Annotated in this window: 21 protein-coding genes; 3 read left to right on the forward strand and 18 right to left on the reverse strand. The window is 57.8% G+C overall.

What is annotated here, in order from left to right; all coding sequences use genetic code 11:
- The 10 genes from AACS18_RS19010 to AACS18_RS19055 all read right to left on the reverse strand — a co-directional run.
- Positions 1–743: replication endonuclease (locus AACS18_RS19010; RefSeq protein WP_146184723.1), on the reverse strand; the 743-nt coding region annotated here is incomplete at its 3' end.
- Positions 744–746: 3 nt separating this feature from the next.
- Positions 747–992, reverse strand: a complete 246-nt coding sequence (locus AACS18_RS19015; protein ID WP_108611874.1) for a hypothetical protein — start codon at positions 990–992, stop codon at positions 747–749.
- Positions 989–1,438 carry a hypothetical protein gene (locus AACS18_RS19020; protein WP_258228660.1) on the reverse strand — a complete coding sequence of 150 codons (450 nt, stop codon included), beginning with the start codon at positions 1,436–1,438 and terminating at the stop codon, positions 989–991. The genes AACS18_RS19015 and AACS18_RS19020 overlap by 4 nt, the downstream gene beginning before the upstream one ends.
- Positions 1,435–1,632: a hypothetical protein gene (locus tag AACS18_RS19025; RefSeq protein WP_108570487.1), complete on the reverse strand. Its 198-nt coding sequence runs from the start codon at positions 1,630–1,632 to the stop codon at positions 1,435–1,437. Before AACS18_RS19025 ends, AACS18_RS19020 begins: the two co-directional genes overlap by 4 nt.
- Positions 1,629–1,889: a helix-turn-helix domain-containing protein gene (locus AACS18_RS19030; protein WP_024943315.1), complete on the reverse strand. Its 261-nt coding sequence runs from the start codon at positions 1,887–1,889 to the stop codon at positions 1,629–1,631. Before AACS18_RS19030 ends, AACS18_RS19025 begins: the two co-directional genes overlap by 4 nt.
- Positions 1,890–1,891: 2 nt before the next feature.
- On the reverse strand, positions 1,892–2,080 hold the full coding sequence (locus tag AACS18_RS19035; RefSeq protein WP_041213699.1) for a hypothetical protein: 189 nt from the start codon (positions 2,078–2,080) through the stop codon (positions 1,892–1,894).
- A 65-nt stretch (positions 2,081–2,145) separates the two neighbouring features.
- On the reverse strand, positions 2,146–2,604 hold the full coding sequence (locus AACS18_RS19040; RefSeq protein WP_108611875.1) for a hypothetical protein: 459 nt from the start codon (positions 2,602–2,604) through the stop codon (positions 2,146–2,148).
- A gap of 10 nt (positions 2,605–2,614) precedes the next feature.
- Positions 2,615–3,124: a phage regulatory CII family protein gene (locus AACS18_RS19045; RefSeq protein ID WP_108611876.1), complete on the reverse strand. Its 510-nt coding sequence runs from the start codon at positions 3,122–3,124 to the stop codon at positions 2,615–2,617.
- 27 nt (positions 3,125–3,151) lie between these two features.
- Positions 3,152–3,439, reverse strand: a complete 288-nt coding sequence (locus AACS18_RS19050) for a hypothetical protein (RefSeq protein WP_108611877.1) — start codon at positions 3,437–3,439, stop codon at positions 3,152–3,154.
- Positions 3,440–3,450: 11 nt separating this feature from the next.
- Entirely contained in the window at positions 3,451–3,636 is a 186-nt protein-coding gene (locus AACS18_RS19055) for a Cro/CI family transcriptional regulator (protein ID WP_108611898.1), read from the reverse strand.
- A gap of 118 nt (positions 3,637–3,754) precedes the next feature.
- Between AACS18_RS19055 and AACS18_RS19060 the strand changes: the two genes are divergently transcribed.
- Genes AACS18_RS19060 through AACS18_RS19070 form a run of 3 tightly spaced genes read left to right on the forward strand, consistent with a single transcriptional unit; the run spans position 3,755 to position 7,580 of the window.
- Positions 3,755–4,405: a LexA family protein gene (locus tag AACS18_RS19060; RefSeq protein WP_108611878.1), complete on the forward strand. Its 651-nt coding sequence runs from the start codon at positions 3,755–3,757 to the stop codon at positions 4,403–4,405.
- A 38-nt stretch (positions 4,406–4,443) separates the two neighbouring features.
- The gene (locus AACS18_RS19065) at positions 4,444–6,531 is read left to right on the forward strand and encodes an RNA-binding domain-containing protein (protein WP_108611879.1); all 2,088 of its coding nucleotides are present in this window, start codon (positions 4,444–4,446) and stop codon (positions 6,529–6,531) included.
- Positions 6,528–7,580, forward strand: a complete 1,053-nt coding sequence (locus AACS18_RS19070) for a site-specific integrase (protein WP_108611880.1) — start codon at positions 6,528–6,530, stop codon at positions 7,578–7,580. The genes AACS18_RS19065 and AACS18_RS19070 overlap by 4 nt, the downstream gene beginning before the upstream one ends.
- 359 nt (positions 7,581–7,939) lie before the next feature.
- Here AACS18_RS19070 and AACS18_RS19075 read toward each other — a convergent pair whose 3' ends face one another.
- The 8 genes from AACS18_RS19075 to AACS18_RS23630 form a co-directional block, all read right to left on the reverse strand.
- A complete protein-coding gene (locus AACS18_RS19075; protein ID WP_108611881.1) occupies positions 7,940–8,563 on the reverse strand; it encodes a PepSY-associated TM helix domain-containing protein in 624 nt (207 codons plus the stop codon).
- A gap of 64 nt (positions 8,564–8,627) precedes the next feature.
- Positions 8,628–10,670, reverse strand: a complete 2,043-nt coding sequence (locus tag AACS18_RS19080) for a TonB-dependent receptor (protein ID WP_108611882.1) — start codon at positions 10,668–10,670, stop codon at positions 8,628–8,630.
- 294 nt (positions 10,671–10,964) lie between these two features.
- Entirely contained in the window at positions 10,965–12,002 is a 1,038-nt protein-coding gene (locus tag AACS18_RS19085) for an acyltransferase (RefSeq protein WP_108611883.1), read from the reverse strand.
- Positions 12,003–12,222: 220 nt separating this feature from the next.
- Positions 12,223–13,134 (reverse strand): D-alanyl-D-alanine endopeptidase, encoded by a 912-nt coding sequence (pbpG, locus tag AACS18_RS19090; RefSeq protein WP_005336410.1) that lies wholly within the window; start codon positions 13,132–13,134, stop codon positions 12,223–12,225.
- Positions 13,135–13,394: 260 nt separating this feature from the next.
- A complete protein-coding gene (yjeM, locus tag AACS18_RS19095) occupies positions 13,395–14,861 on the reverse strand; it encodes a glutamate/gamma-aminobutyrate family transporter YjeM (protein ID WP_108611884.1) in 1,467 nt (488 codons plus the stop codon).
- 435 nt (positions 14,862–15,296) lie between these two features.
- Positions 15,297–16,175, reverse strand: coding sequence for a DMT family transporter (locus tag AACS18_RS19100; RefSeq protein WP_108611885.1), 879 nt, complete (start codon positions 16,173–16,175; stop codon positions 15,297–15,299).
- A 33-nt stretch (positions 16,176–16,208) separates the two neighbouring features.
- Positions 16,209–17,129 carry an ABC transporter substrate-binding protein gene (locus tag AACS18_RS19105; protein WP_108611899.1) on the reverse strand — a complete coding sequence of 307 codons (921 nt, stop codon included), beginning with the start codon at positions 17,127–17,129 and terminating at the stop codon, positions 16,209–16,211.
- A gap of 120 nt (positions 17,130–17,249) precedes the next feature.
- On the reverse strand, positions 17,250–17,558 hold a 309-nt coding region (locus tag AACS18_RS23630), incomplete at its 5' end, for a porin (protein WP_258228661.1).

Below are 17,558 nucleotides of genomic sequence, written 5' to 3' on the forward strand. Positions count from 1 at the left end.
TCATACTGCTCGTTGACCACTTCCGACTCGGCCAGCCAGCGCATCATGGCCCGCTTGCGTTCGCGCACCACCTTCATGGTGGCGTTCGATACATAAGCAGACACGCCCTTTCGCACTTTGCCGAGCAGAATGTTGATCTGCTCCTGCAGCCGATCCCAGCAGCGGTTGACGCGCTTCTCCCACCACTTGGCAGAGAGCAGGCGCACCAGCACGCTCAGGATCCAGTTATCCCGCACCTCGTCGGATTTGAACTTGGGCATCTTGCCGATAAAGTCCCACTGATCGGCCGGCTGGCGCATCAGCGCCCAGGTCTGCAGCAGATCCGGCTCGGCACCGTCTTTGATGTCCTGTTCGATGTTCTTGTAAATAGCTGCGGTCTGGTTGGCGAACTGGTGGGCCACCTTCTTGCGGCCGTCCTCATCGCGCATCTCCCTTGGGTTGACCGGGATGGAGTGGAGCAGCTGGCGCACCCAGCGGGTTCGCTCCCGCAGCCAGATATTAGCCGCTCGGCAATGGGTGAAGCTGCAATCCTTGCGGCGTCGTGCGTACTGCTTGAACAGGTCGCGGGTTAACTCGGGGGAGAGGCCATCGAGCAACTGGATGGCCCACAGCAGATCGTATTGGCCGCGTGGGCCGCCGAAAACGGCGTCAAAGTTGACGCCGGGCAGAGAGTTGCAAAGGGTGTTGATGCGCTGCAGCTGTGCTTTTCTCGACAGCGGCAGCCGGGTGGTGAGCTTGGTCATGCGTTAAGCAGATAACGTCTTGATGCGAAACAGGCATCCACTGATGCGCTGCTGGGCATGGGTTTTCATTCGACGGGCGGCCGCACACTGGCGCAGCAACATCTTGATGCTGACGTGGGGGCGGGCAGGTAGCCGGCGTGCATGGGCCAGCTCCCGTTGATAAAGACGCAGCCGCGCTGCGTCTTCCCGATAGGTCTCTTGCCAGCGATACATCAGGCTGGTCAGTTCCTGCTGCAGGTGATGAGTCACTTGATCACCTCACCTTGCCCATGCAGTGGCGCGCACTCCTGCCACCACTCGCCGATCTCTTTGGCCAGCGCGGTTGCGCCCTGGCCCAGTGCCAGCCAATAGACAGAGCGCACCGCACCGAGCGCCAGCAGCTCCCTTGGGATATTCCGATCGCCTCTGGCCTCACCGCCTGCGGCGATAAACTCGGCGCGGGCTGCCAGCCAGTGGGTGGTCAGCGGGTTGTTTGCGGGGAGTGGTGCCGCCTCTTCATCATCTTCGTCGCCGTCATCATCGAGCAGATCAGCCGGGTTGCTGGTCGCAACCAGCTGCAGCTGGATGTACTGCTGGCCGGAGTAAACCCCGCCCAGGGCGATGCGGTTATCTTCGGCATTGGCGGCAAACATATCGGCCAGCAGCCCCTCGACCACCTTGGGCGCCTGGCGGGCAATCTTGATGATGTCGCTCATTGGCAGGCCCTCCGGTTGATGCTGAGAAACAGCTGATGCCAGCGCAGGGCACGCTTTGCCTGGGCTAACAAGGTTTTACCCTCCGTTCCTCTGAGGCATGAGGAGTGACGGGCTTTGGCGGTGAGCCGCTGGCGCAGGCGCGGCAACTCGGCCAGCGCCTCCTGCTCGGATATGGGATGGAAGATCTTGCTCATGCCTGCACCTCCGGCGTGGCGATACCGGTCAGCAGCCAATCGACATGGCGCTTCAGCTCGGGGTGGTTGGCGATCAGCAGGAACAGGCCGCCCCCGATCTCGCGGTATCCCAGCTCGTAGTTCTTGAGCGTGGTGGGCGGAATGCCGAGCTGGTCGGCAAACTTGGGGCGGCTCAGCTTCAACTGCTCCCGCAACTGGCGCAGGCGCTTGGCGGCATGGTGGTTGAGCAGATTGATTTGGGTCGGTTGTGCGTTCATGGTCAGGCTCCTTGTTGAGTGGTGCAGGGGTTGATGCGGCTGAACAGAGAAGCCCAAGCCAGTGCAGTTGACCGCTCGATAAGCGCAACCCCGTCCGGGTGTTGGCTAAGACGGGCGCCATAGCGGCCCGTCAGCTTGCGTTGTTGGATGCGAAGGTTGCGCAGGGCGCAGGGGATCGCTAAAGTTGCCATGTCGACTTCCTCATACGTTGTTGATAAGGCCCGCTTGGAGTTGCACCTCCGTAATGCGGGCTTTTTTATTGCCCAATGGGGCGTGGGCCTTGCCCGGTCATCTGGCTTGCTGCCAGCACTGCGCGTTTCATGTGCAGCTTTGCTGCTCTCTCTTTTTTCTCCCTCTCGATATCCCTGATAGATCTGGTGACCGGAGCCGGGTGCCACACTTTGCTGTCACAGCCGCCGCGAAACTCTCCTTGGTACTCCAGTGCAATCACGGCAAGGCGGATTGCCTCGCGCTGCGCATGCGGCAATGCCGACAGCGTGGCGCTCATCAGTTCGCCCCGAGGCTGGCGGGCGATGGCACAGATGGCCGCTTTCTTGGCCTGGCCCAGTGCCAGCCAGTCGGTGTCGAGGCTCGAGCGTTTCTTGCCGAGCATCTCGCGCAGCAACATGCAGCCGGCGGTGTTCATGGCCACCTGTTCTTCTGGCGTCAGGCCAGCCAGATTGCGTTGTTGATGGTCAATGCGTTGGGTTTGCATGGGTTCCCCCTTACATGGTCATGGTTTGCATCAGGATGTCTGACGCACAGGCCAGGGTCGGCACCGCTTGAAAGCGGGCTTCAATGTCGTGGATCAGGATGGCGAGTGACCCCATGGCCGAGGTGGCCACGCTCACCAGGGTGTTGCGCTCAGAGCGGGTAATCCGGCCGCGGTCTGTCAGTTCCAGTGCTCGCTGGCCAATGCTGGCGATCTTGGCGTTCAGGTCGATAGCCTGGTGGGGCAGGGAAGGGGCTCGCTCAGCCTTGGGAATAGCCACTGCAGTGAGGCCGCACTCCAACAGCAGGCCGTCGAACAGCGTCTCGTCCCCCTCGGTGGCGTGATAAATAGCCACCAGTTCCCGGGCGGTGAGTTGGTGCGGTTGCTCCGGGTTCAGCTTGTTGCGCAGTACCTGCTCACCGATACCTGCAGCGCGGGCCACTTCGGCCAAAGAATGGCTGGCGGCAAAGCGTGAGCAGGCGGACTCGAAGTGCGGTTGTTTGGTTGAACTCAGGTCAAACATAGTGAACTCATCCTTGGCCGGTTATGGTTAACTCGCGAGCTTGAAGTTGTGTACTAACATCGAGCCGGCCATCTGCTTAGCGATGAACACATGCACCTTGACCATCACCAGCTCGTTGCCTCTGGTTTTTTCCATGACATCGAGGCGGCCGGTTCTGACCCAGTGGCGAGCAGTGTCAACAGAGACACCGATCCACTCTGCGAACTTGGCGATGGGCATCAGCGGTGGAATGTCAGGGGAGATCACAAGATTGATCGCACTGACGGTTGCCGGCGGAGCATGCGAAACAGCAGGATTGATATGACGTGGTGGCATTGGTGCTACCCTCATTGTGCGGTGCGAGGTTGCGAGTCGTCGGCTTTCAGTTTGCCGCCGGTCATCACCTCGATCTGGTAGGCGCGACCCTTGGGAATGACTTCACCCCAACAAGAAACCGTGGCCCTGTTAATGCCCAAGGCATTAGCCGTTTTGGTAACTCCACCGAAGTGGCTAAGTACATCTTGCTTCTTCATGAATGCCCTCGCGTTGGATGTCCAAACATTGATGTTGGAGTTTTTACGATCCTTTGTTTGGAATGTCAACATTGAGATGTAAAGGATCCAACGCTTGTCGATGTTAAAGTTTCCAACTATGAAAAGTGAACGCATCAAAGAACTTCGTAAAAAGCATGGACTTACCCAACAACAAGTGGGTGAGCGTATTGGCGCAAGTCGAGCTTCGGTATCTCAATGGGAAAGTGGGGATGTCTCGCCGAGCGCTGATTATTTAGTCGCATTGGCTAAGATGTTTGGAGTTTCAGCGCACTGGCTTTCTACGGGGAAGGGGTCGCCTGAACAGTCGAACGTTGAGCCGGCAGTGATCCCCCAGGGGAATCGGGTGCCGATCCTGAGCTATGTCCAGGCTGGCAACTGGCGGGAGATGTGTGAGCAGGCCACGACTTTCGATGGCAATGTGGAATTTGTGTCTGCCAGCGTTGATATCGGTCCTTGTGGATTTGGCCTTTGGCTACGTGGCAACTCCATGACCCCGTTTTTCAATGAAGGGGATCTGGTAATCATTGATCCTGACGAACAACCACGTCCTGGTGACTATGTAGTGGCCAAGAATGGCGGCGAAGAGGCCACCTTCAAGAAGTACCGGCCCCGCGGCATTGATGAGAACGGACAAGAGGTGTTCGAGCTAGTTCCCCTCAATGACGATTACCCAACCATGCATTCAGATCGGCAGCACATCGAGATCATTGGCGTGATGGTCGAGCATCGAACTTTCCGGAAACGATAAGGGCGCCAAGGCGTCCTTTTTTCAAGGTACCCATACTGATGAATACAGAACATCCGCAGGATGATTGCGAGCTGGACTTTGAGACCTTGGTTGAAACTTGTGAGCTTGAGTGCAAGTTGGCTCAGGGGGCCGGTGGCAAAGGGGAGTTACCTAAAGATTTTTGGCGAACCTACAGCGGCATGGCTAACGCCAAGGGCGGTGTTGTTCTACTCGGCGTCAAAGAAAACAAAGGTCAGTTTTCTGTTGCTGGAATAGAAAATATTGAGAAGGTGAAGCAAGACCTTTTTAACCAGCTAAATAATCCATCCAAGGTTAGTTCTAACCTGCTGTCAGAAGACGATGTCGTCACGCTGATCCAAGACGGCAAGCAGTTTCTTCGTATTAACATCCCTGCCGCGACGCGGAAACAGAAACCAGTATTCATCAACAACGATATGTACTCGGGGACTTATCGACGACTCCATGATGGTGATCGGCCATGTGACCGTGAAACGGTCAAACGTATGGTTGCCGAACAGATAGAGGATGAGCGTGATGCCAGAATTCTTACCGGTTTTACTTTTGATGACCTGGACCCTGAGAGCATAAGTGCTTACCGAAATTACCTTTTGGCTGCCAAACCGGGACACCCTTGGTTAGATCTTTCCTCAGAAGAGTTGGTAAAGAGCTTACGAGGCTGGCGGCACAATAGAGCAACGGGTGAGAAAGGGATAACCCTTGCTGGATTACTCATGTTTGGAAAGTGGGATGCCATTCAAGAAGGTGTTCCGCATTATGTTGTGGACTACCAAGAGCGGCCAGAAGCCAGGGCAGAAAGGCGCTGGATCGACCGTGTGTTCCCTGATGGAAGCTGGTCAGGCAACTTGTTCGATTTTTACCGTAAGGTCTATCGCAAACTCATTGCTGACCTCAAAGTCCAATTTACTCTGACAGAAGGTTTACGTGTCGAGGATAGCCCGGTCCATGTCGCGCTGCGTGAGGCCCTGATTAATGCTCTTGTTCATGCGGATTATTCTGGGAACGTATCGGTATTGATAGTTAAGCGGCCCGATATGTTTGGTTTCAGAAACCCGGGCTTAATGCGAATCCCCTACGAGCTGGCCATTAAGGGTAGTAACAGTGATTGTCGCAACGGGATTTTGCATCAGATGTTCTTGATGATTGGCCTTGGTGAGCGTGCTGGGTCTGGGATACCGAAGATTTTTAGCGGCTGGAAGAGTCGTCAATGGGCACAGCCTAGGCTGCGAGAGGTTGAGCTTCCCGAACAGACTCTTCTTGAGTTGCACATGACAGACATTATTCCTTTGGAAAAGATGAATGAGCTTTCCCATCGATTGGGAATTGATATCACAGCACTACCAGCACTAGAAAAGTTGATCCTTTATTATGCTGATTTGGATGGGTGGGTAAACCACGAAAGGATATGTGGGGTCACAGAAGATCACCGCAGAAACATTACTGTCGCGCTATACAAACTGGAGCGACAAGGGTTGCTACTATCCAAAGGAAGCCATAAGAGCAAGTTCTACCATCTACCAGATGTACAACCGATGACACCTGATGATGAGTATGGACAGGAATTTATGGAAGCGGTGTTTATCCAGAATCCTAACAGCATGAAGGATTGCAGTTACCCTCACAATCCGGAACTAAGTCCGGAGCTAAGTCCGGAGCTAAGTCCGGGGCTAAGTCCGGAGCTAAGTCCGGAGCTAAGTCCGGAGCTAAGTCCGGAGCTAAGTCCGGAGCTAAGTTCGGATTCGGATTATTCATTCGGGACATCTCCAGACGAATACCAGTCATTTTTAGCATCAATCTGGTCCATTCTTGAGGCTCGAGTGGCGCCATACAAGGCAATTCCAAAGCGTAAGACAACAGAAGAACAAACTCGGCAAGCAATTATGGATGTTTGCAGTGCAGGTTACCTGACGCTGGCAGATATCAGCACTCTGCTGGGGCGGAGTGCCGACTCACTACGGAAAAATTACCTAAAGCCAATGGTTAGAGAAGGTCTACTAACTCTCGCTTTTCCCCAAACCCCCTCACACCCTAAGCAGGGCTATTGTACTTCGTTAGAGCATTGGCTTGACCCCGAAGCTGAAGAGCAAGAAAAAACAGAAGATTCATGACCGTTCGTAAACTTTCCGATGGCTCAACCAAACCCTGGTTGGTTGAGGTTTACCCTCAAGGCCGTGATGGCCCTCGCATGCGTAAGCGCTTCGCTACCAAAGGCGAAGCGCTTGCGTGGGAAAAACACATGCTGGCGCAGCCCTGGCAGCGGCCAGAGGTGGGTAATGCGGATGAGCGGCGGCTGAGTGACTTGGTGGCGCTCTGGTATGGTCGCCACGGCCAAACCCTGACCGATGGTGAGCGACGCCGCGACAAGCTGAATTGGCTGGCTGAGGCGTTGGGCAACCCGCTGGCTACCGAGTTCACGGCCCAACAGTTTGCGGCTTACCGCGAACGGAGATTGGCAGGAGAACTGTATGTGCCCGGTCAGCGCAAACAGGTATCCCCGACCACCATCAACCGCGAACTGCTCTACCTGCAGGCGGTTTTCAATGAACTTGGCCGCTTGGGTGAGTGGGCGCACGGTAACCCGCTAGAGGTGTTGCGTCAGTACAAGGTGCAAGAATCCGAGCTGGCGTTCCTGAATCAGGATGAGATTGAACGGTTACTCGCGGCCTGTGCAGGCCTGAAAGATTTGTGGCTGATCGTGATGCTCTGCCTTTCGACCGGTGCTCGCTGGTCAGAGATCGAGAAGCTTACCCGTTCACAGGTTGGCATCGGCCGGCTTACTTTCACCCGAACGAAAGGCAAGAAGAATCGCACTGTGCCGGTGGCAGGTTGGCTATTGGCCTTGTTGCCCAAGCGCACTGGCCGCTTATTTGGTGACTGCTACGCTGAGTTCGAGAAGGCGATAAGGCGGGCCGAGATTGAATTGCCTGCAGGCCAAAGCACCCACGTTCTGCGTCATACCTTCGCCAGTCACTTTATGATGGGGGGAGGTAACATTCTGGTGTTGCAACGGATCCTAGGGCATACCGATATTAAGATGACAATGCGCTATGCTCACTTTGCCCCGGATCACCTTGAAGATGCAGTCAAACTCAACCCGATCACCGCGCTGAAAAATGGCGGCAAAATGGCGGCAGCGCTCACCAGCGATACCCAATAAGCCCCATCCATCCCCAAGCAAACCCGCGAAAACACGGCAAGTTATTGATTTAAAATGGCTTGCGATGGTTTCAAAATCCGCCGGTGAATAACCGTGTCGGTTCGAGTCCGACCCCGGGCACCATCAAATTCATGACAAAAGGCCATCAGCAATGATGGCCTTTTGTTTTTTAGCGTTCCTGCACATTGGAGCGTTACTGTTGAGCTGGCAGTACTTCCCGTTACCTCTTGGTATCCCTTCTCTTTTCCCGCTCTCCGTTATTTCCTTTTCTTGATGTGGCCGCCGGCATCACCGCCAGCGGCCTGTTTTTATTGCGGTTTTCTTTCCAAACCTTGCTGCATCAGATCATGGTTGCTGCGTTACCCCAGCAGGGCAAACAGCAGGGTACCGAGGGTGCCAGCGAGTGTCAGCGCTATGATGGCTCTGGGTGTGCCGTGCAGCTTGGTCCACATAAACAGGCTGGTGAGGGCGAGCAGCAGCAGGGCCAGGGCGGCGATATCGCCAAACAGCTGCCAGCCGAGGCCGGTGCCCATGCCGCGGTGCAGCCGGTTGAGGCTGGCGGCAAAGTTGGCCAGTTGCAGGTCGGTACGTACCAGCAGGGTACCCTCAACATAGCTGGCGGCCACGCTCTGGCTGAGGGTGACGCCGCGCATCTCCCACTTGGCGGGCAGGATGAGCGGGCCGTTCGGGGTGGGCAGGGTCTGGGTCGGGGTGATCATGGTTCGCCCGTCGGCAAAGGTATCGGGATAGCGCTGTTGCAGCAGGATTTTCAGCTGCTCCGGGCTGGCGAGCGGCGCCTCCAGCACTATCTCTTCACTCGATTTGTCGGTGTGGGGGCCGGGGATGGGCAACACGGCACGGTGTTGCAGCCAGAGACCGGTGATGCCGTACATCAGCATCAGGGCGAGGGTAAAAAAACCGGCCCAGGCATGGAGGCGGCGTACCCATTTGTTGTTGTGAAGGGGAACTCTTCTGCGTTTCATCGTGGTTGCTTCATAAAAAAACTGGCCAGCAGGGGCTGGCCAGTCGGGGTGGTTGTCACTGAGATCAGAAGCGGTAGGTACCGGTCAGACTCAGCTGACGGGGTGTACCCGGCATGATCTGGGTGGCACTGGTGGCGCTGACAAAGTACTCGTGATCGGTAAGGTTTTCGGCGCTCAGCTCGGCTTCCCACTGCTGCCAGCGATAACCGGCGCGCGCATCGAAGCGGGCGTAACCGGGCAGAGTGGTGGTGTTGGCGTTGTCGGCAAAGCGATCGCCCACTGCCGTCACGCCGGTTTCGCCGAACCAGCCCTGCTCGCCACTCTTGTAGCCGAGATAGAACTGGCCATTCTGACGGGAGACGTTCATCGGGCGCTTGCCCTGCAGATCCGCATCCGCCTTGACCTGCTCGGCATCCTGAATGGCGAAGCCGCCACGCAGGTAGATCTCGTCGGTCAGCTCGGCACGGGCGCTCAGCTCGATCCCTTCGGTACGTTGCAGGCCGGTAAGGATCACCTTGGTGGGATCCAGCGGATCCTTGGTGCGCTTGTTGTACATCTCCAGTCGATAGAGGGAGAGAGTGGTCGCCAGCTTGCCGTTCAGCCAGTCACTCTTCACACCACCTTCGTAGAGGCGGGTGTGCTGGGGTTCCAGCCCGTTGTTCTTGTCACCCGGGGTGATGCCGATCAGCTCTCCGCCCACCGGAGTGAAGGTCTTGCTGTAGGAGGTGTAGAAGGCGTGATCCTCGAGGGGATTCCACACCAGACCAAGGCGCGGGCTCAGGCTGTTGACCGAGACGCTCTCCTCCTTGTTGAGGTCGTAGCGGCGACTGGTGACAGTGAAGTCGTCACGGCGCAGCCCGCCAACCAGATGCCAGTCACCCAGGCTGAGCTGATCCTGCAGATAGAGGCCATTGCCGCGCACCTTGTGTTTGGCGTCGCTGGAGAGCTTCATGGCGCCATTGTAGGTAGGCAGTGAGCCCGGATCGTAGAGATTGCCAGACGGGATGGCGGTGGCGTTCTGGTAGAGCTTGGGTGTGCGCTCCTGCCAGTTCTGCTCGAAGCCAACCAGCAGGCGATGTTCCACCGGGCCGGTCTGGAACAGACCCTCGGCCTCGGTGTTGCTGATCAGGTTCTTCGCTTTCAGATCCTGCTGCCAGCGGGAGCGGGTCACCTGATCCCCTTTGACGCTGGTGACATAGGTGTTGTCAAACTGGCTGTCGAGGGTGGAGTAACCGAGCTGCTGGCGCAACTGCCACTGATCGTTGATATCCCAGGAGAGGCGTGAGCGGGTGGATTGTGCCACGTCATCGATGAAGTCGCGGCTGGTATCGCTGTAGACATACTCTCGCGGCACATCGGCCGGACGGCCATTGACCCCGGGAATGCCGCGATCCGGGGTGCGGTCATGTTCGTTGCGCTCGTACTGCACCAGCCAGTTGAGGTTGTCGCTGATCTCCCAGTTGGCGGAGGGGGCCAGCAGGGTGCGCTTGCTCTTCACGCCGTTGCGGAAGCTATCTTTGTCCTCTTGCGCCATGTTGAGGCGCAGTTGCACCTGCTCACTCGCCTCGCCATTGAGGTCGGCGGTTAGCCGCTGGCTGTCAAAGCTGCCGACCCGGGCGGTGACGCTGGACTCCTGCCCTTTTTGCGGCTTCTTGCTGACCCGGTTGACGATGCCCCCCGTGCTGCCGCGGCCGTAGAGCACGGCAGCCGGGCCCTTGAGCACTTCCACCCGCTCGATGTTGCCGAGATCCCGGGTGTACTGCATGTCGTCGCGGAATCCGTCGAGATAGAAGTCGTTGCTGGCGCTGAAGCCGCGGATATTGACCCCGTCGAAGCGGGTATCACCGCTTGCGTTGACCCCGGGAATGCCGCTCAGGGCTTCACTCAGCGTTGGTTGGCCGAAGGCGGTCAGCTCGCTGACCTTGACGCTGTCGATGGTCTGGGGAACCAGCTTGGCTGGCGTATTGGTACGGGTTGCGGTGGCAACTTCCTGATGCTGGGATCGTTTGCCAACCACTGTCATGGTTTCATCAGTGGCCTGCGCAGTGAAGCCGGTGCCCAGCAGTGCCAGCGAGACTAGCGTTCTGCGAAAGTGAGGGTGCTGCATATTCAATATTGACTCTTTGGATGTCGACCTGACGGCTCGAACATATTGATTTAATTATAATTAGCCTGACCCGCTCAAGCGGGATGCCAATGATATTGATTTTCATTTGTCTGGCAAGGTGAAAATAGAGGGGGGCTGTGGTGGCAGGTTTTACGGTTGGGGAAGCGCGGCTGAAAAGTAGAACCATTGCAGCAAACTGCGGTAATGAAGCGAGAGCAAAAAGGGCGTAGCGGAAGAGAAAGGGGCTAAACGTGAAGAGGTATCCGGCCCGATAGGACGGGCCGGATACCGGACTCAGCGAGTACGCAGCAGTCGGCGGGCGAGGGGCAGGGCCGCCATCAGGCGATAGGCCAGCAGAGACGATCCCAGCAGCAGCGGCACTTTAGCAATCTCCCACAGGATGGATGCGCCCTGCGGGCCGAACACGAAGAGCCAGACCACCAGTATCATGTGCAGGCAGTAGATCCCGAGCACTTTGGGGGCCTGGCGCTCAAGCCAGCTGCCCTTGCCCCACTCGGGGTTGGCCAGCAGCAGGCCAAACAGGCCGATAGCCCAGGGAAGGGAGCCGAGCAGGAAGTCGTGGCGGGTGAGCGGCACTGCGGCAAAGTGCTGCAGTGCCCAGGCTTCACAGCCATAGAGCGCCACGCCCGCCAGCAGCAGTTGCCAGCCGATGCGGGCATCGGGCTGCCACTGACGCTGGCGCAGCAGGGCACCAAGCGCCACAAACAGCAGGGAGAAGAAGGGGCCGTTACGGGTGAGCAGTGGCCACTCGGCACCCAGTAGCGGCTTGGCATAGGAGCCCCCCAGCAGCGCCAGCAGGTAAAGGCCAAGACCCAGCCAGAGGGCGAGCGATGGTCTGCCAAGCCGATAGCAGAGTGCCAGCAGGGCCACCGCCATCACCAGGGCTGGCAGAAACCAGAGGTGGATCATGCCGCCCACCAGCCAGCCATTGAGGGGGTCGCCGAGCTGGAATTGCCACTGCCCGCGCAGGGAGGCCAGATAGCCTTGCTGCACGGCATCCAGCGGATTGAACGGCACCAGCAGGTAGACCAGGCTCCACACCAGCCAGAGTAGCAGCAAGGGGCGGCAGTAGCGCCAGGCCACGGTCAGCGGCGCCTCGCGACTCAGTCTCGGCTGCAGAAAATAACCGGCACAGAGGAAAAACAGCGGCACGGCAAAGCGACATAGCTGGTTGATGGTGCCGCTCAGCCAGAACCAGGATCTGCTTCCCCACAGGGCGGGATTGAAGGGATTGGCGAAGGGGGATACGTGAATGGTCATCACGGCCAGAATGGCCAGTACCCGCCCGCACTCGATACTGGAAATACGCATGGTGGCTCGTCGTTACAGGGGTTGTGACGGCACGCTAAAATTCTTGCTGCTAGGTTACAACCAATTGATTCTATTAGTGTGAATCACGCTGTTGAGTAGTTACGTTTTGTAACGGGATGGTGGAAGGTGTTACCTGTAACGGGAGCGGGCTCCCGTTTTTTGGGCGCGGTCACGCAGAAAAAAGCGAGGCGGGTGCCTCGCTTGGTTGGGGATCTCGATCTTACTGGTGAGTCAGCATGCTGCTCTGGTTGGCGGCCAGGGTGGTTCTGCCCGAGCTCTCCAGCCAGGTTTTGATCCGCTTGGCATCGGCGACCCTATCGTTGGTGGTCTCGGCATTGAGCAGCACCATGATCACCGGCTCGCGATTGACCTTGGTACCCAGCACCAGACAGCGGCCCGCTTCGCGGATATAGCCGGTCTTGGAGAGGGTGAACTCCCATTGCCCTTCGCGGATCAGCCGGTTGGAGTTGAGGTAGTGCAGCTGACGCTTGTTGGTGCGCACATAACTCTGCTCGTCGGTGGAGTACTGGCGGATCAGCGGATAGGAGGCCGCTGCGGCGGCGAGTTTGGCGAGATCCTGCGCGGTGGAGACATTGCGCGGGTTGAGCCCGGTGCTGTCGGCATAGCGGGTATTCCACATCCCCAGCATGCGGGCTTTGGCGTTCATCGCCTCGACGAAGGCACGCTGGCCGCCGGGATAGTGGCGGGCCAGCGCCGAGGCGGCGCGATTTTCAGAGGACATCAGGGCGATATGGAGCATTTCGGCGCGGCTGAGCCTGGAACCGATGGCCAGGCGCGAGCCGGTTCCCTTGATGCGGTCGATGTCGGCATTGGTCACGGTGAGCATTTCGTTGAGGCGCAGGTTGGCATCCAGCACTACCAGCGCCGTCATCAGCTTGGTGAGTGAGGCGATGGGCATTACCCGGTTGCCGTTGCGCTCGGAGATCACCTCGCCGGTTCTGTGGTTGGCCACCACGAAGGCAGCCGAGCTGAGGTTGGGCACATCCCGTCGCTCGAGAAAGCCGCTGCTGCTCTTGCTGCTGGCGGAAAAGGGGTTGGCATGGGCACTGTCCATAGTGGCCGGCAGCATTACTGCGCCAAGCAACAGGGGAAGGAGGGAACGCATCATCATGATCAGCTCTACCGGACGAAATACAGGGATATCTCGCTAAGTTATATGTCGTGAACTGGCGCTTCACAATCATTCTCACCTTGATATTGATAATTTACGGCGTTGAGCGTGCTCTGACGGCGAGGAGAACGTAAAGGAGGTCTCCATGGAGTCTTTTTTTTGCATTGAAACTATGGGCTGGCCGTGATGGTGAGCGGAAGCCGGCGCTAAAAAAATCGGGACCAGAATGGTCCCGATTAGCATGGAGTTTTGCTTACCGTTTAGTGGGCATCTTCCTGCTTGATCTTGAAGCGCATGGCGATCACCACGAACAGCAGCGGGCCAATGATGGTCCAGACACCGGTGGAGATATCGCCGGAGATAAAGGGGGCGACCACGGTAAAGACGTTGCCGAAGGCGACCAGGATCAGGCTGATGATGGTGGCCAGCAGTACCGAGCCCGCGCTCTTGAAGAAGATCAGATCCTTGCCCAGCGCCGGGTTATTGCGATAGCGATACCAGGCGTAGATGAGGAACATGTAGGGCAGGGTCATGCCGACGTTGGTCATGGTGATGATCAGCTCATAGAGGGCGGCGGCCCCTTCCGGGTTGATCAGGGTGAAGATGGATTTGGCGGCAATGAACAGACAGACCACCCAGGCTTGCACCTTGAGGGCTTCAATCCGCACGCCATTCTCGTTCTCGCGTTGGAAACGCTCCGGCCAGAAGTAACTCGGGGTGCCGGTGATGAACTGGCGCAGTGGCGCGTAGGAGAGGGCGATAAAGGCACCCAGATAGCTCAGGAACATGCCAAGGCCAGCAAAGCGCATGAATACCTGTCCCAGCCACTCGCCACCGAGATGGCGCCCCAGCTCCAGCATGATGATGAAGAGGGCGGAGAGAGAGGTGATCCCCTCGGCCGGGAAGTCGCTCCAGCGCATGATGGAGCCGACCGCCAGAAAGCCGATGATGTAGCAGAGAACGATGAAGGCGCCGGAGAGGAAGATGCCGCGCTTGAGGTCGCGCTCCGGATCTTCCAGCTCGTCAGCCACCCCGGCCATCGCCTCGACCCCGCCGTAGGCGAAGATGGCGAACACCATAAAGCCGAGGAAGGGGATGATGTCGTTGAAAGCGGCATTGGGAGACGCTGTCAGCGATGCCTGGGTGAAGGGCTCCTGCAGAGTCATGCCGCTCACCGCGAAGGTGAAGACGCCGCCGACCAGCAGCAACACGTTGAGTGCCACCACAGAGAGACCGCCGATGGCCGCCACCTTGGCGAAGCGGGCGCTACCCAGGGTGATGAGCTTGGTGACGGTAGCAACCAGCGCGATGGCGACCACACCCAGAATAAAGGGGCCGAAGTCGATGCTGGTGCCCAGGGTGACCGGGATGACGGTGATGTCGCGGCCAAACAGCATGAAGGAGAGGGGCACCCACATGGAGAGCGCCTTGCCAAACATCCAGATGACGTAGGAGGCGAACCACATGGTCAGACCGATAAAGGCGAATCGGGTCGAGACCGAGTGGCGCATCCAGGTAAAGATGCCGCCCGCCTCTTTGCGAAAACCGGTGCCGAATTCGATCATCATCAAAATGAACGGGATGAAGAAGAACAGTCCGCCGATCACGAACATCGGAATGGCGGCATATCCCATTCGGTAAAAACCGATCCCGATATTAGTAACGCCAAATACCGATGTTAATATCATCAATATAAAGGCGCCCAACTTCAGCTTTTTTGCTGACATATTAAAAACTCCCTGATGGTGCTGGATTTAAAATAATCAAAAATTAAACAGACGAAACCGGACCCATTAATAACGCGGTAGCGCCATGCCATCCTGCTGTGGCGGGCGCGATCAGGTCATCTCTGACCGGGCTGGATTACCCGTCAGGCGGTCAATGAATGTATGGGCAGAGCAGCATGGTCTGTGCCATGCGCGATATTGGTCAGCGTTGCCGAAATTTAACTGTGAACGATTTTATCATTAATGCTGCTGGGCAGGTAAGTTTCCCGAATGAAGCTGTGGTTGAAATAAACAGACCTGCCAGTTAATTGATACGTTGCGGATGTAAACATTTACGCCAGGGCTGACACTTATTTCCATTATTCGTATTCGGCATATTTGGCGGAGTGAATTACGCCATCCTGTCAGATAAATACGCACCAATGGCGACAGCGCTTATCCTCCCAGCCGGGTCAGCAGCACGCCGCCAGTGATGATGGCCGCCGCCGTCAGCCGCACGCGCCCGAGCGGCTCTTTCAGCAACCAGACCGAGAGCAGCATGGCAAACAGCACGCTGCTTTCACGCAGAGCCGCGACCACGCCAATGGGGGCTTGGGTCATGGCCCAGATGACAATCCCGTAGGCGAGCAGTGACATGGCGCCTCCTGCCATGCCTGACAGTGCATGGCGGCGGATTTGGCGCCATGCGTTGCGTCTCTGGTGGACGATCAGCACCAACAGCATCGCCAGCCCGGTACAGGCAAAGAGCCAGAGTGTGTAGCGCACAGGTTCACCCCCTGCGCGGGCACCGGCCCCATCCGAGAGGGTATAGGTCGCCGTAAACATGGCCGTGATCAGTGCCGCTCGAATCGCTTTGCTGCCAAGGCGCTGTTGCCCGCCTCGCCAGGCCATCAGCAAGACCCCCATGATCAGCACGCAGGCGCCGATGATGCCGCCGTAGCCGGGGTAGTCCCCCAGCAACATGGCACTTAACACCATGGCAAGCAGCGGGGCACTGCCACGGGCCAGCGGATAGATCTGGCCAAAATCGCCCTGATTGTAGGCATGGCTGAGAAACAGGCAGTAACCGGTATGGAGCAGAATTGAGAGGCCGAGCCAGGGCAGTTCGGCAGCAGAGGGAAGCCCCATTGGCAGTAGCGCCACGGCGGCGATAAGCCCGGAGAAGATCGCCACCAGTGACACGCCCACCAGCCGCTCTTCGCCAATTTTGACCAGCGCATTCCAGCTGGCGTGAAGCAGGGCGGCCAGCAGGACGGCAAAAAAGACGGTGGTGTTCATGGGGGCAGGCTCTCGGGCGATGGGGGCCAACAGCATACCCGCCCGGAGCCTGATTGGCCGAGATCTGTATCAAGGCTTCGGCTTTTCGGTGCTCGCCTCCTGCGTGGTGGCGTTGCCCAGTTGTCCCAGCACCAGCTTGGGATGGGGATCGGTCTGCAGTGGTATATCCTGCAGCTGTGTTCCCTGCTGGTGGCGGTGGATGATCCCGGCGGCCATCTTGCCCAGCGCCTCGTAGCTGCTGATGGTGCCAACGCTACAGCCGTGCTCGACGAACAGTTCGGCACTGCAGATGGTGGGGATGGCTGCCTCGTTTAGTGCATTCAGCAGACGGGGGGCGATGGAGAGCAGATAGCTATCTGCGGCCAGAAAGACGATGTCGTTTTTGGCATCCTGTTGCAGCCGCTTCAGTTCGTTGTTCAGCCGCCGTGGGTCAGGGGCCATTCGCCAGGTGACCATCTGCCACTGATAGCGCTTCGCTTCATTGAGCAGCATATCGGCCACCAGCAGGGTGTTCTGCTCACGGGGGTTGAAGGGTAGCAGCAGCCGTTTGCCGGTGGCCAGATGCTCGCTGGCGTTGGCCAGTTGCAGCGCCATCGGCACCATATTGCTCACCCCGGCCACCATGCTGTTCTGGGTTTTGTCTTCCGAGAGAATGCCTGCCCCGACCGGATCGGAGACCACGTTGAAGATCAGTGGCTTGCGGTTAGCTACCAGACTCTTGGTCATGGTGGTGGCGGTGGTGCCAAAGGTGTAGATGTAGTCGTATTCGGCCAGTTTCGGCAGCATCTGCTGGCGCAGCATGGTTGCCAGCGCCGTACGATCCTGATCGGCGTTATAGGTGGTGATGGTGGCCTGATAGCCAAGGCGGGTCAGCTCTGCCCGAAAGCCCGCTTCGGCTGCGGTTTCACCGCGCCACAGTACCATGGCGATAGAGAGGGCGTGAGCGGGAAGAGCCAGCAGCAAGAGCAGGGCGAAAAGCAGCCTGACCATGATCATCTCTCCGGCGATACATCTACTGTTGAGCCTAGGTCAGTTTGTGGTTTTCTGAGCAACAGCGACGAAAAAGCGCGATGGCAAGCCATCGCGCTTTGGGTATCCGCAAAACTTCGATTAGAAGTCGTAACGGGCAGCCAGCTGGAAGTCATCCTGGTTGGCTGTCGCTTTGCCGGCAACGCTGTCCAGATTGTTGATGCGGTACTCGCCAATCACCCGCAGGTTCTTGTTGAATTTGTACTGGGCACCCAGAGTGTAGTAGTCCACGTTGTCTTTCTTGGTACCGGCTTTGTCCTGCTCCTGCTTGTTCCACAGCGCCATCAGACCGAAGCCGTTCTCGAAGTTGTAGCCCAGTGCGGCTTCCCAACCGGTGTGATCGGTGCCGGTCGCCAGGAAGTCACTGCCATCGGCATAGCTCAGGGCGGC

This window comes from Aeromonas sp. HMWF015 (assembly GCF_963878965.1).
Classification (GTDB): Bacteria; Pseudomonadota; Gammaproteobacteria; order Enterobacterales; family Aeromonadaceae; genus Aeromonas; species Aeromonas veronii.